The organism is Longimicrobium sp. (genome assembly GCA_036389135.1).
In the GTDB taxonomy this organism is placed as follows: Bacteria; Gemmatimonadota; Gemmatimonadetes; order Longimicrobiales; family Longimicrobiaceae; genus Longimicrobium.
Genome location: DASVQP010000129.1, coordinates 72,392 through 86,658, shown reverse-complemented (window position 1 = coordinate 86,658; position 14,267 = coordinate 72,392). Strand labels below are relative to the sequence as shown.

10 protein-coding genes are annotated in these 14,267 nt (G+C 72.7%); all 10 read right to left on the bottom strand.

The annotated features are described in order from the left end of the window. Positions 1–40 precede the first annotated feature (40 nt). A complete protein-coding gene (tssA, locus tag VF584_25750) occupies positions 41–1,156 on the bottom strand; it encodes a type VI secretion system protein TssA (GenBank protein ID HEX8213600.1) in 1,116 nt (371 codons plus the stop codon). Then, positions 1,153–5,172: a type VI secretion protein IcmF/TssM N-terminal domain-containing protein gene (locus tag VF584_25745; GenBank protein HEX8213599.1), complete on the bottom strand. Its 4,020-nt coding sequence runs from the start codon at positions 5,170–5,172 to the stop codon at positions 1,153–1,155. The genes tssA and VF584_25745 overlap by 4 nt, the downstream gene beginning before the upstream one ends. A gap of 2 nt (positions 5,173–5,174) precedes the next feature. Next, on the bottom strand, positions 5,175–6,047 hold the full coding sequence (locus VF584_25740; GenBank protein ID HEX8213598.1) for a DotU family type IV/VI secretion system protein: 873 nt from the start codon (positions 6,045–6,047) through the stop codon (positions 5,175–5,177). Between the two features lie 8 nt (positions 6,048–6,055). After that, positions 6,056–7,372: a type VI secretion system baseplate subunit TssK gene (gene tssK / locus VF584_25735; protein ID HEX8213597.1), complete on the bottom strand. Its 1,317-nt coding sequence runs from the start codon at positions 7,370–7,372 to the stop codon at positions 6,056–6,058. A 134-nt stretch (positions 7,373–7,506) separates the two neighbouring features. After that, positions 7,507–7,962 (bottom strand): hypothetical protein, encoded by a 456-nt coding sequence (locus VF584_25730; GenBank protein ID HEX8213596.1) that lies wholly within the window; start codon positions 7,960–7,962, stop codon positions 7,507–7,509. Next, positions 7,959–8,138 carry a hypothetical protein gene (locus VF584_25725; GenBank protein HEX8213595.1) on the bottom strand — a complete coding sequence of 60 codons (180 nt, stop codon included), beginning with the start codon at positions 8,136–8,138 and terminating at the stop codon, positions 7,959–7,961. Before VF584_25725 ends, VF584_25730 begins: the two co-directional genes overlap by 4 nt. 1 nt (position 8,139) lies before the next feature. Further along, positions 8,140–8,529: a DUF4280 domain-containing protein gene (locus tag VF584_25720; GenBank protein ID HEX8213594.1), complete on the bottom strand. Its 390-nt coding sequence runs from the start codon at positions 8,527–8,529 to the stop codon at positions 8,140–8,142. Between the two features lie 16 nt (positions 8,530–8,545). Beyond that, positions 8,546–9,223, bottom strand: a complete 678-nt coding sequence (locus VF584_25715; GenBank protein HEX8213593.1) for a toxin-antitoxin system YwqK family antitoxin — start codon at positions 9,221–9,223, stop codon at positions 8,546–8,548. After that, complete coding sequence (tssI, locus tag VF584_25710; GenBank protein HEX8213592.1) at positions 9,220–11,259, bottom strand: type VI secretion system tip protein TssI/VgrG; 2,040 nt, start codon at positions 11,257–11,259, stop codon at positions 9,220–9,222. The genes VF584_25715 and tssI overlap by 4 nt, the downstream gene beginning before the upstream one ends. A gap of 4 nt (positions 11,260–11,263) precedes the next feature. After that, positions 11,264–13,885: a type VI secretion system ATPase TssH gene (gene tssH / locus VF584_25705; GenBank protein HEX8213591.1), complete on the bottom strand. Its 2,622-nt coding sequence runs from the start codon at positions 13,883–13,885 to the stop codon at positions 11,264–11,266. Positions 13,886–14,267 lie beyond the last annotated feature (382 nt).

Sequence of the window (14,267 nt, the reverse complement as noted above, 5' to 3'; positions counted from 1 at the left end):
CGGTGTGGCCGGGCGGGTGCGCCCGGCGGTGGGACTATCCCTACTTCCCCTGCGGCTCGTGCATGCCGAGCAGCAGGCGCAGCGTCTTCAGGTCGTAGCCGTCGCGCGCGAACTCCAGCAGCAGGTCGCCCAGCGACATCCCGCCCCACGCCACGGCGCGGTTCACCAGGAACGGGGTGGGCGAGTGGGGCTCGGTGCGAATCAGGTAGTCGGCGGCTTCGCGGAGCTGCCGGTACGCCTCGTCGCGGCTGGCGATGCTGCGGCGCACGCGGGGCGTGCCGTCGCTGATCTCGATGTCCATCGTGGGCTCCGGGGTCTGCGGCTCGGGGCGGGGCGCGCCCTCGTCTTCTTCGGTGGCCGGCTTGTCGGCCAGCACCTGCTGCGTCCAGTCGCGCATGGCGGCCGTGGTGTCGGCCAGCCGCGCCAGCGTGGGGGCGTCGCGCCCCTGGCGTGCCTCCAGCGTGGCGCGCAGGCGGGCGCACGCCTCGGCCACGCGGTCCAGCTCCAGCACCAGCGCCTCGTAAAAGGGACGCGGGGTGAGGGTGACGCTGGCCGAGACGCGCGAGCGGGTGGGCCTGGACGCCTCCTGCGGATCGGGCGCGTTCGTCCCCTTCCCCTCCGGGCGCGGGGCCTCCTCGCGGCGCAGCGAATCCCGCCAGTCGTTCCACGAGTACGGCTGCGCATCGGAAGCCTGCGGGGCGCTGATGTGCACCGAGGCCAGCGTCCACGAGACGCGCTCGTTGATCCAGTGGAAGACCCCGTCGCGCACCTCCGGGTCGTCCTCTTCCAGCGCGGGGTGGAGGTGCTCCCACAGGTCCTCGCACAGGGCGTGGAGGACGCGCAGCCCCTCCGCCGCGCCGGCCGCGCCGTGCAGGTGGATCCAGGCTTCCATCAGCCAGGCCGCCACCATCAGGTCCTTGGAGCGCGTCTCCAGGATCTGGCGGGCCAGCTGCTCGGCCAGCCGCCAGTCGGCCCGCTTCAGCTCCGTCTGCCAGGCGCCGCGGGGCGTGGTGGCGTCGTCCGCGCGCCGCGCCTCGCGCAGCTGGGCGAAGAGGGGCTCGTTGCGGATGGGGACGCCCCCCGGCGTCTCGCCCGGTATGGGCGTGGCCAGGCGGACGACGTCCGTCACGAATGTCCCCTGCGTGTCGCGGCTCACGGGTAGAGCACCGTTTCGGGGGCGCCGCGGCCCAGCGCGGGCGCGGCGGTGGGGAAGTCGGGTAGCACCATCTCGGCGCCGCCGGCGGGGCTGCGCAGGCGGACGCGCACGAAGACGCGCGCCGCCGGGCCGCGCACCGAGTCGCCCGCCAGCGTGGGGACGTTGAGGGCGACGGTGTGGCGCACGCGGGAGGGGGGCACCCCCAGCTCGCCCGGCGTGGCGGCGAACTGGCGCAGCATGCGGAGCATCCCCCACTCCCCCGCCCAGGTGACGGAGAGGAGCTGGTCGCGGACGCGCGCGTTCGCGGGGAGCCCCGCGGGCGACGGGCGCACCGGCGACCCCTCGGCCCAGCGCAGGCCCAGCCGCACCGCGTCGCCCGGGCTCCACTCGGCGGCGACGCCCGCGGAGTCGCGCAGCGAGAGGCGGGTGTCGCCGATCTCCATCGTCCAGTCCGCCACCTGGTCGCCGCCGGCCTCGCGTGCACGGTGGGCGCGCAGCTCCGCCACCACGCGGAAGGCGGCGCTCCCGGTGGTGTCCGAGCCCAGCATCGGCTCCAGGAAGTGGCGCACCTCGTCCAGCTGGGCAAAGAACTCCGCCTGCGCGGTGCCGGGCCCGGCCACCCCGCCCGCGCCGCGCAGGATCCCCTGCCGCACGGTGGGCATCCGCTCGTAGAGGCGGAAGAAGGCGCGCACCTGCTCGGGGTCCGCGTCGTTGGCGGGATCGCCGGCGGCGGAGGCGGCGAAGGGGAAGCGGCCGGCGAGGGTGGTGTTGAAGGCGCGCCGCAGCTCCTCGTAGCCGCCGGTGGTGGCGCCCGCCGTGATCTGCCGGCAGCGGGCGAAGAGGGACGCGCGCAGCGCCTCGCGCCGCTGCGCGAAGAAGTCGCCGGTGCCGCGACGCGTCCCCATGGTGGCGATGCAGTTCCCCAGCTCCACCGCGTCCATCCCGGTGCGGATGAAGCTTTCCAGCGCCGCCAGCGTGTTCCCCGGCTTCTTGGTGTCGTAGCCGTCCAGCGTCTCCACGATCCCCCGCCAGCGCGCCACCGTGGCGGGAAGGGGGCGCCCCGCCAGGTAGTTCTTCATCCCCGGTGTCTCCAGGCCGGCCAGGATGGGGGCGGCGTACGTCACGGCCAGGGCGCGAATGCGGGCGCGCTCGGCGGCCAGGTACTCCTCCAGCGCGTCCATGTCCTCCACGCCGAAGGCCGCGGGGGCCACGGGCCTGGCGCCGCGCCAGGTGGAGAAGTCGGGGTCGCGCGGGGTGTAGGCGCCGCTCGAGTTCAGCAGCCCGTCCACCTCGTTCAGCAGCTCCACGGCGTCGCGCAGCCCCAGCTCGCTCACCTCGTGGTGCACGGCCTGCAGCCCCGCCTCGTCCAGCGCGGTGGCGAGCCGGTCCAGCCGCGTGGCCGCGGGACGGTGCGCGGCCACGCGCATGGCGACGGCGCGCTCGCGCCCGGCCGCGCCGAAGGAGGCGGGCGCGGGGGCGCTGGTGCGCGCGCGGCGCACGGCGGAGGAGACGGAGCCCTCCAGCTGCACCCTGGCCAGTCCGTGCACCAGCCGCCGCGAGCCGCCGGGGAGCGCCGCCACGTCCTTGCCCACGAACTCCGCGTACTCCTGGTGCATGGCCAGCGCGTCGTCCAGCCCGCGCACGTCCCATGCGGGAACCATCCCCCTGGCGGGCGCCTCCTCCGCCATCGGCACGCGCGCGCCGCCCTGCGCGAAGCGGCGCCCCTGCAGCGCGCCCAGCGCCTGCCGCAGCGCCATCGCGGAGCGGGAAAGCCCCGTCTCCGCCGCGGCGCCCGGGGCCGCGCCGTCGGTTGCCAGGGTGGCGCCGTACGTGTGCATCAGCGACTCGGCGCCGTTCAGCTTTTCCGTGCGGACGCTCTCGAAGCGCGGCGGGAAGAGCTCGCGGAACTCGGCGCCGCGCACCGCGGCCGAGTCGGGGAGCGACTCCAGCAGCTTGAGGATGCGCGGCGGCAGCTTCGCGGAGGGGTCCAGCCAGTACGCGTCCTCCTCGGGAACGTAGCTGCGCACCTCCGCCATCTCCTGGCTGAGCTCGCGCAGGACGTCCAGGTCGGGGGCCGCGCCGTCCAGCCCGGCGTCCTCCACCCGCCGCGCCAGCAGGCGCACGCGCCCCAGCAGCTCGTCGTACACGCCGCGCACCACCTCGTCGGCCACCCTCAGCCCGATATGGGTGTGGTTCCCGATGTCCAGCGGCTCCGCGCGCGCCCTGCCCAGCGCGCGCCTGAAGAAGCGGTTGCCCTCCGCGTGGTTGGCGAAGCGGGCCGGCTCGCCGAAGACGTACGACACCAGCTCGCGCAGGTCGTCCACGTTGTTGTCGTGGGTCCGCGCGAGGCGGCGATAGCGCCGCATGTTGAGCCCCAGGTCGCGCAGCTCGACGATGTACGCCGTGAGCCCCGCCGTGCCGCCGTCCACCGCCTTCCTCACGGCGCTCTCCTGCCCCGGCGTGTACGCGGCGAAGCGGTCCTCGCGGGGAAGGAGGTAGTTGGCGCGCGACCGGAGCGAGTCCGCCATCACCGGAAGGATCACCTCGCCGATCGTTCCGCCCAGCGTGTTGCTCACCCGGCGCCGCACGGGGGAGACCCACGAGGTCGGCATGAAGACGGACCAGAAGCGGCCCGGCCGCACCCCCGCCATGTGGTCCAGCAGCTCGGAGACGGCCACGTCGCGGCGGCCGGCGCCCCCCTCGGCGAGCGGACCCAGGTCCTGGTGCACGCGCTTCAGTTCGCCGGTCAGCCGCACCCCCTCGCGCTTCACGTGGAGGTACCCCCACGCCAGCCCCGGCAGACCGATGAGCAGCATCGCCACGATCAGCGCCTGCGACACCACCACCGCGCGGTCGCGCGCCATGCGCGTGCCGAAGATGGGGCGCACCAGCCCGCGCTCCGCGAACACCTTCTTCTCCAGCAGGTGGCGCAGGAAGATGGGCCGGGGGCCGTCCGGGAGCGGGTGCTCCTCCGGCTCCGCCGTGGCGTCTGGGCGGGCGGGGGCGGGCGGGTCCGCCATCCCGGTGAAGTAGACGCCGCGCAGGGAGAACGTCTCGTGGTAGACGCTCTCCTTGAACAGCTCGTTGAGGTAGACCTTGAGGTGCGGAAGGGTGGCGCGCAGCTCCTCGGGGAAGCGGAAGATGTCGTCCGGGTCCCTGCTCTCGGCCAGCACCTCGGCCTGTACGCGGTAGAGCTGCGTCCCCAGCTCGTCGTACGCCTCGTCCAGCCACGACGGCGCGAACGCCGCGTCCGCCGAGTGGGGCGACGACCACCCGAAGATCTGGTCGCGCACCCGCGCCGGGAGGGCGTCCGCCAGGGCGTTCCACCCGGGGATGTCGTCGCAGCGGGTGACCAGCACGTACACGGGAAACTTGAGCCCCAGCACCCGCTGCGCCTCGCGCAGCCGCGCGAAGGCGGCCTCGCCGCGGGCGGCCACCCGCTGGCGCGCGCCCTGGCCCATCAGCATGGAGGCGGGGATGGCGAGCACCACCCCATCCAGAGGCCGGGCGCCGCGGTGCAGGCGCAGGAGGCGGAGAAGCGTCCGCCACCCCGCGTCGTCGGCGGGCCGGCCGTTGCGGCCGGCGAAGTAGCTTCCCGCCACGTCCAGCGCCACGCCCTGATTGAAAAAGGTCCAGCGGCACCCCGCCTTGGTGGAGAGCGGGTCCTCGGGCGCGGGCGGAAAGGGGCGCTCCAGCCCGGCGGCGGCGAGGGCGGTGGTCTTGCCGGAGTCCGGCTCGCCCAGCCAGAGGATCCACGGGATGCGGTAGCGGAAGTCACGGTCCGGGACGTAGCTGCGCAGCGTCTGGAGGGCCGCGCGAAAGGAGCGGGCCAGCTCCGCGGGGGCGGCGGCCGGGCCCTCGCCGGGAGCGGCCGCGTCCGTCTGGGCGGCGTGCTCGGCGGCCCCGGCGCGGCGCTGCGCCAGGTACAGGTAGCCCACCACCCCCAGCGTCACCAGGAAGGCGCCACCCAGCAGCCAGCCGCTCACTGCGTAGAGCCACGCCGCGAAGCCCGCCATCGTCACCTCCCCCCGGCGTCGGCGCGGTGGTTGAGCTTCTCCACCGCCGCGCGGCTCGTTTCCACGCCGCCCGCCGCGGTGCGCCAGAAACCGTGCGAGATCGCCAGGTACAGCATCACCGCCGCCGCCAGCGCCGTCAGCCAGCGCCGCGTGGGCGGAAGTCGGTCGGGCGCGGCGTCGCGGGCCGTGTGGCGGTACGCGTTGGCGAAGACGGGGCGGTCGCTGCGCAGGGCGGAGCGCGCGTCGGGGTACACGAAGGCGAAGAGTCGCCTGCGGTAGCTCTCGATGCGCTCCCCCGCGTCCACCCGGTCGCGGAAGCGGCCCTGGAAGCGGAGGGAGAGCACCATCAGGTACACGGCGCCCAGCGGCCGGCGCAGCGGGTCCGTGCGGGCGAGGAGCTCGTCGATCATGGTGAACAGCCGCTCGCCGCCCACGTAGGTGCCGAACAGGGCGGCCTCCAGCAGGTGGTCGGCCCAGGCCTGGCGCCCGTCCCAGTTGATGCCCAGGAAGACCTCGTCGGCCAGGGTGGCCATGGCGTACTGCGCGTCGCGGTACGATTCCGCGCCCCAGTCGCCGCCGCGGCGCCCGGCCTCCGCTTCCTGGCGGCGCAGCTTGCCCAGCAGCAGGTCGCGCACGCGGGTGGCGCGCAGGGCGGCGTCCTGCGCCGGGCCCGCCGCGCCCGGGCCGGGGTTCGCCTCCACCTCGTGCTTGCGGCGCAGCACGTCTGCGTAGAACTGGCGGAACGCGATCACCAGGAACGGATCGTCGCGCTCGCCGTCCTCCGGCTGGAAGGGATCGGGGTGCTCGTCCTCCGGCAGACCGGTGAGGGTGCCTGGGCCGGGGATGTAGACGCGGTCGCGCCGTGCGGTTTCCATGGGCGGGCTCAGACCGTGTAGAGGTTGGCGGCGGCGGGGCGGCGGTCTCCCGCCGGATCGCCCGGGTGCGTGATCACCAGCGGTCTGCCCGGGATCACGTCGGCGCCGTCGGCCTTCACCCTGAAGAGCACCTCGCGCCTCCCGGGCGCCATCTTGAGCCGCGCCGTGTCGGTCACCCGAACCCGCTCCGCGCCGGGCACGCGCCTCACCCGGAGCTCCGCCAGCCGCTCTTCGGAGCCGATGGTCGCTTCCTTCATCCACGCCGCCGCGGCTTCCTCGGTCGAGCCCTCCGCGGCCAGCAGGCCGATGACCAGCCCGCCCGGGCGCAGCCACTCCTCCTCGAGGACGGGGAGGCGGAACCCTCCGCCATGGATCTGGAAGCGGTGCGTCTGCCGCGTCTCGGCCATCGTCTTCAGGAGCCCGGAGGCGAACTCCTCCACCCGGGCGAAGGAGGCGCCGAGGTTCTCGTGGTCGTACGCCCCGAAGTCGGGGGGAACGACGGGCGCTCCGGCACCCGCCATCCATCCCGCGAAGGTGCAGAGCGCGTGGTACAGCGTGAACGGGTGGGCGCGCGCGCTCTTGATCACCGCCTCGAAGGGGGGGAGGGCGCCGGCCATCACCCGGATCGAGCGGTGTACCGCGTCGGAGGCGACGCCCCGCTGCGCGAGGTCGTTGGCCCGGTTGCGCGTCTTCTGCGCGAGCTCGCCGCACAGCTCGTACGGGGCGCTGCCGGCGGAGCAGCGGAGGAGCGGAGGGACGTACGACTCCAGCACCATGAACGCTTCTTCCACCACCCGCACCTCCGCCACCGGCAGCGCGACGTAGTCGTTCCCCGGCCGCGGGCCGGCCGCCAGCCGCAGCACGGGGCGCGCGCGGCGCACGCTGATCTCCTCGCCCGTGTACTCGTCGATGGCGCGGTCGCCCTCGGTGGGCGCGGTGCGGTGGTTGCTTCCGTGCCAGCGCTCGCCGGGGCCGCGCCGCGCGGGTACCGTCAGCCACACGCGCACGGGGCCGGCGCGCGCCGTCTTCTCGTGCGGGCTCAGGTCCACCTCCAGCCTCTGGTCCGCGTAGTGGTGCACGGCCAAGCCGTCCGGCATCACGGCCTCCAGCGTGTGTACGCGCAGCACCTTGCCGGGGAGCTGCGCCTTGTCCCACTTCAGCCGCACGATTCCCCAGTGGTAGGGGGTGTCCAGCCCCAGGTGGTAATGCAGGAGCTCCTCCTGGCGCTGCGCTCCCTGCTGGAAGTGCTGCGGGGAGAGGAGCATCCCGTCCTCCCACAGCACCGCCTCGGGGATGTCGTGCAGCGAATTCGTCGGATTGGGCAAAGCGGGGCTCCAGAAAAGAAAACTGCGGCCTCACACAGAGACACAGAGTGGAACGGCAAGAGGGGAAGACGGGAAATTCGATATCTTCCTCTCCGTCCTTGTTGTTTTTCTCTGTGGCTCTGTGTGAAATGCCGTTAGCGGCGCATGGGTGCCGCGACGGTGACTTCTTCGGCGCCCAGGACGACGTGGGCGGTGCGCAGCGGATCGATGCGGAGGCGGTGGTCGCCGGGGGCCAGGTAGTCCGCGAAGACGAAGGCCGCGCGCGCGCCCCTGCGCCGAAAGGGGAAGCGGTGCACCGGGACGCGCTGCCCCGGCACCAGCTCCCACGAGACGCTGCGGAAGCCGCGGGGGTGGTCGCGCGCGATCTGCGGCTTGCGCGTGAACCACTGGCGCGCGGTCAGCTCCGCCGCCTGCGCGGCCAGGGCCTTGTCGTAGATCACCACCAGGTCCACCGGGATCGGCGTATCCGCGTTGGCCATCGAGTCGGCCCGGATGGACACGGTGCGCGTCTTCAGCGAGCTCCGGCATCCTGCGCCCGCGAGCAGGGTCGCGGCGAGCGCGGCGGCGGCCAGGATGCGGGCGGCCCTCAACGCGCCTCCACGGCGAGCGCCTGCGGACCGCCGGGGGGGTCCGCGCATCCCGCGCTCGCTCCCGCGCCCATCCCGGCCAGGAAGAGGAGGATCCCCACCACCGCGGCCCCGGCGAAGATGCCGGCCGCCTCGCCGCGGGTCAGCACCAGGCGGATCTCCCGAGCGCGCGCCGCCATCTCAGGGCACCAGCGTGGTGAACTGGCCCGGCACCGCGATCTGGATCACCCCGCCCCAGTTGCACATCAGCTTCGACGTGTTGTTGAGCGCGGGCATGTTGCCGATCATCACCGTGGGCGCTCCGACGATCCACGGAGCCGCGGTCGCGGGGATGCAGGGCATGGGGGTCAGCACTCCCAGCGCGGCCGCCGTTGCCGCCGCCACCATCGGGTTCGCGGGGGAGTTGCACATGGCAAAGGGCGCGACGTTCAGGATGGGTACGTGGTCCATGATGGTGGCCGCGGGCGGGCCCCCGGCGAGCGTCCGGTTTGTGGGCAGCACCACCAGAGACGAGGGCGCCGCCCCGAAGCTGCACTGCATCATCGCCCCCATGCACACGAGCTGGCCCATCGTTCCTTGTCCCGGTTCAACGGCGTAGGAGAACGCGCTTCCACAGCGGCGGCTTCTTCTTGCGGTCCACCACCTTCCCGTCCTCGTCGTACTCCACCGGCTCGCCCGCCGGCTTCCCCGCCGCGAACCACTCGCGCCGCTGAATGCCTCCGCGGTCGTGGTAGGCGAGGACCTCCCCCTCCAGCTCGCCCGCCACGTAAGCGGCGCGCACGCGGACGGCGCCGCTCGGGTAGTAGTCGATCGTCTCTCCCTCCTGCACCCCGCCCACGAACTCCGCGCGACGGATCAGCCGCCCCTGGTCGTCGTAGAATTCCGCGGCGCCTTCCAGCACGTCGGCCACGTAGGGAAGGCGGCTCTCCAGCGTGCCGTCCGGGCGGCGGGTGAAGGCGTCGCCCTCCTTGAGCCCGTCCCGGTAGGAGGTCGTCCAGCGCGGGAACCCCGCATCGTACGCCACCGCCTCGCCGTGCATCGCGCCAGCCGAGAAGGGGATGCGCTGGGCGACCTCGCCCTCCTTGTCAAAGAGCACCATCTCGCCATGCAGCTTTCCCGCGGCGTAGGTGGCGCGGAGGACCGGGGTGCCGTCGGCGGCGTAGGTGGAGCTCTCCCCTTCCAGCACTTCGCCGCGCAGGTGCACCACCTCGCGCACGGCGCCGTCGTCGTGGCGCAGCACGACCTCGCGCAGGGGCTCGCTCAATTCAGCTTGAGGAGGCTTCCCTTCACCGCCGTGATCCCGCTGCTCTCCACCGAGGTGGAGGCGTTGGACTTGGCGGTGAGGGCGGCGTCGGCGGCCAGGTCCACGTTGAGGCCCTTGAGCGTCAGCCCCGTGCTCGCCTTGATGGTGGCGTCCAGCCCCTCGGCGGCCAGCGACATCGCCGCCTTCAGCTTCAGCCCCTGCTGCGACTCGATGGTGACGGACCCCGTTGCCTTGATGACCAGGTTCCCCGTTACGTTCAGCGTGTAGTCGCCCGTGCACGACTGGGTGAACTTGGCGCTGTTGTCGTGCGTCTCGTCGCCGGTGACGGTCACGGCGCGCTTGCCGCCCACGGTGTGCGTCTCGTCGCCCTTGGTCACGTCGACCGTGCGCTTCCCCTTGCTCACCGTCAGCGCCTCGTCGCCCTCGGAGACGGTGACGGTGCGCTTCCCCTTGGCGACGGTGAGCGCCTGGTCGCCCTCGGAGACGGTGAGGGTGCGGGCGTTCTTGACGGTGTGCGTCTCGTCGTGCTGCACGTCGATGGTTCGGTCGTTCACCACTTCGACCTTCATGTCCTTTCCCGCGTGGACAAAGATCTCTTCCGAGTCCTTGAGGTCCTGGAAGCGGAGCTCGTTGTACGCGGTCCCGGCCTTGGAAGACTTGCTCTTGACGGTGCTCTTCGTTCCGTCGTCCGGCAGCGTGTAGGGGACGGTCTGCTCGGCGTTGTACACGGAGCCGGTGATCAGCGGGCGGTCCGGGTCGCCATCGAGGAACGACACCACCACCTCCTGCCCGATGCGGGGGATGAAGACGCTCCCCCACCCCTGCCCCGCCCACCCCTGCGCCACGCGCACCCAGCACGACGAGTTCTCGTCGCTCTTCCCTTTGCGGTCCCAGTGGAACTGCACCTTTACGCGGCCGTACTTGTCGGTCCAGATCTCCTCGCCGCTCTTCCCAACCACCAGCGCCGTCTGCGTGCCGGGGATGGAGGGCTTCCGTGAGGCGAGCGGGGCGCGAAAGGGGACGGCCTTGGGGAACGCCTCGAACTGGTTGCCGTACTCCTTTTGCGTGGCGTGCATGGAAAGGGACAGGACGACGTACTCGGCGTTCAGCTCCGCGCGCCCGTGCCCGGCCAGGGTGAAGGCGAATCCCGCCGTCATCGCGCGGCAGCTGCTCTCGCCGTTGAGGCGCTTGGCGGTGGCCTCGAAGCTCTCCAGCCGCAGCTTCGCCACGCGCTCCCCCGCATCCGTGGCCGCGAAGCCGCCGGGGTAGTCGAAGAGCTCCATCGTCCCCGCGGCGCCCTCCACCGTCACGGCCAGGTTGGTGGAGGGGGTGAGGAAGGAGAAGTCGTCCAGCGTGTACTTCCCCGTGGTCACCTGCCGCTCCCACGTGCAGTGCGTCACCACGTCCTCCAGCTCGGCGGAGGTGGCGGTCTGCGAGTAGCGGGCGGTGGCCAGGCCCGGGGTGGCGGCATGGGCGTCCGCGTCGTCGGCCAGCACCAGGGTGTGCACCCCGTCCGCGTGCTCAAAGAAGTAGAAGATCCCCTCCTCCTCCATCAGCCGCGTCACGAACTGGAACGCCGTCTCCCGGTACTGCACGCAGTACTCGCGCGCCGTGTAGGTGGCGGTGAGGGCGCTGCGGCGGTCGGTCACGGCCAGCTCGTCCAGCAGCGCCTCGATGATCTGCGGCGCCGTCTGGTTCTGGTAGATCCGGCAGTCCGCCGCCAGCGTCGCCAGCCACAGCTTGGGGACCAGCTCCGCGTGGTAGACGGTGCCGCGCGATCCCGTGCCCGCCTGCCTGAAGCGCGCGACGATGCCGTGGATGATGCGCGTTCCCCCGTCCGCCAGCGCGATGGTGACCGTCGCCCCCTCGCCCACCACGCTGTCGAAGGAGAGATCCGCATCCTCCGACACCATCTCCAGCGTGTAGCGAAAGAGGGCGGAGATCCGCTCCTCGCCGTGGATGGCGAGCGGCACCAGCTTGTCCGCCCCCAGCGGCGTGCTGACCTTGAGCTGCAGCCCGTTCTGGGTGAGCGGCATCGTCTTACGCCGGCACGAGGGCGGTGAGGGGGCGGAATACGAAGCGCCCCGCGTCGTCCAGCGACAGGTGCACGGCTTCGACGGCGGCGCCCTCGGCCATCCGCTCCAGCACCACCACGCTCAGCTCGGGGAGCACGGACTGCGTGAGGATGTGGTCCACGTTGCGCGCCCCGCTGTCCACCTCGGTGCAGCGCCCCGCGATCGCGGCCACCACCTCTTCGTCGTAGGTCAGCTCCGCGCGGTGCGCCTCCCAGAAACGGCGCTGCACCTCGGCCAGCTTCAGCTCCGCCACCTCGCGGATCTCCGCGTCGCCCAGCGGAAAGAAGGGCACGACGGTGAGGCGGCCCAGAAAGGCGGGGCGGAAGCGGCGCAGCAGGTTCGGGCGCAGCAGCTCGGCGAGCTCGTCTGCGTCCGGCCGCTCCTCGCGGGCGCACGCCTCGGCCACGGCCTCGGAGCCCACGTTGGAGGTGAGGAAGATGATGGTGTTGCGGAAGTCGACCGGCGTCCCTTCGCCGTCCTCCAGCGTCCCCTTGTCGAAGACCTGATAGAAGAGCTCCATCACGTCCGGATGCGCCTTCTCAACCTCGTCCAGCAGCACGACGGAGTAGGGGCGGCGGCGCACGGCCTCGGTGAGCACGCCGCCGGTGCCGTAGCCCACGTAGCCCGGCGGCGACCCCTTGAGCCCGCTGACGGAGTGCGCCTCCTGGTACTCGCTCATGTTGACGACCACCAGGTTGCGCTCGCCGTACAGCGAGTCCGCCACCGCCAGCGCCGTCTCCGTCTTCCCCACCCCGCTGGGGCCCACGAGCAGAAAGGTGCCGACCGGCTTCCCCGGATCGTCCAGCGACGCGCGGTAGGTGCGGATGCGGCGGGTGATGGCCTCCAGCGCCCGCGGCTGTCCCACCACCCGATCCGCCAGCGTGCCGCGCAGGTTGAGGATGGCGCGGATCTCGTCCTTGACGATCTTCCCCACCGGGATCCCCGTCCACCCGCTGATCACCGACGCCGCCACCCGCCCGGTGACGCAGGCGGGGACGAGCGGCTCGGTGCCCTGCATCGCCTCCAGATCCGCCTCCAGCGCGCGCAGCTCCAGCCGCGCGCGGGTCCGCTCGGCGGCGGGGACGTCGTCGCCCCCCTCGGCGCGGGCGCGCAGCTCCACGGCCTCGCGCACCTTGTCGCCCTCGGCGCGCCAGCGCTCGTCCAGCTCGCGGCGCTCGTCGTCGGCCCGCTCCAGCGCCTCTTCCAGCTCCGCCTCGCGCTCCGCGTGGTCGGCGCCGCCGGCGGTTTCCCTGCGCAGCACGCCCAGCTCCAGCTGCAGGCGGCTGATGCGGCGCTCGGCGGCTTCCAGGGCGGGCGGCGTGCCGTTCTGGCCGATGGCGACCCGCGCGCACGCCGTGTCCAGCACGGAGATCGCCTTGTCCGGCAGCCGCCGCCCCGGCATGTAGCGGTGCGACAGGTTGACGGCGTCGCGAATGGCCTCGTCCATGATGCGCACGCCGTGGTGCCGCTCCAGCCCCGGCGCGATCCCGCGCAGCATCTCCGCCGCGGTGTCCAGGTCCGGCTCGTCCACTTTGACCACCTGGAAGCGCCGTGCGAGCGCCGGATCCTTTTCGACGTAGCGCTTGTACTCGCCCCAGGTGGTGGCCGCGATCGTCCTCAGCTCGCCGCGCGCCAGGGCGGGCTTCAGGAGGTTGGCGGCGTCGCCCTGCCCCTCCGCCCCGCCCGCGCCGATGAGGGTGTGCGCCTCGTCGATGAAGAGGACGATGGGCTGCGGCGACGCCTTGACCTCGTCCAGCACCGTCTTGACGCGGTGCTCGAACTCGCCCTTGACCCCGGCGCCTGCCTGCAGGAGCCCCAGGTCCAGAGAGCGCACGGCGGCGTTGCGCAGCGCGGGCGGCACGGCGCCTTCAGCGATGCGCAGCGCGAACCCCTCCACCACGGCCGTCTTTCCCACCCCGGCTTCGCCGGTGAGGATCGGATTGTTCTGCCGCCGCCGCAGGAGGACGTCGATCACCTGTCGGATCTCCGCGTCGCGCCCGCGGATGGGGTCGATGCGCCCCGCGCGAGCGTCCGCCGTCAGGTCCACGGTGAAGCGGTCGAGGGCGGGGGTCGCCGGGTCCGGACCGGTGCGCGTGGTGCCCGGTGCGGGCGCGGCTCCGTTGGACTCCGGCCCGCCGCGCAGAACTCCCTCGATGCCCGCCGCCAGCCCCTCGCGCGGGATCGTCGCGAGCGAGGGGACCGATTCGAGTGCGACACCGCGGAGACCATCGTCATCGAGTAGGGCGCAGAGGAGCGCCCCGGAGCGCGTAAGCGGCTCGCCGAGGGTGAGCGAGGCGGTGAGCCAGGCGCGCTCCAGCAGGTGCGGCACCTGGGGCGCGAGCGCCGGGGTGCGCGCGTTTCCGCGCCGCAGCCGCTCCACCGCCGAGTTCAGCTCCGCCAGCACCGTCGCCGGGTCCACGCCGTGCTCCCCCAGCGCCCGGTGCACGTCCGAATCGGGGAGGCCCAGGATGGCGGCGAAGAGGTGCTCCACCTCGACGTTGAAGTTCGTCTGCTGAACGCACAGCTCCGCCGCGCGCTCCAGGGCGGAGCGGCAGAGGGGGTTCAGCTTGTCTACGAGAGACTTCAACTCGGACATCGGGGAGACCGGCCTTCGAGCAGCGAGGGGAGGGGTCCGGCGGGGAGGCGTCGGGCGGGGATTCGGCGCGGGGGAGTGCGCCGGGAAACCAAGATGCTACGGGAATTCGCTTCAGTCAACAACCGGCACATAATGTTACGCTCAGGACGCCACCCCTCAGGCCGAGCGGCGTGGAAACGTCAGTTTGCCGAAGTGGACAATGTGAACAGACGGCGGGAAGTGTGCACCGGCGCCGCCAGGGGATGAATCCCCCTGCTGGAACAAGGGGAAGACCGCTGAAGCGGTCCCGGGGGCCGCGGGGTTGCGGTGCACGCCCGTGACATGGGCGCGATGAAACGCGCCGCTACCTGATTGATGGGGGCCATTCGGTTCT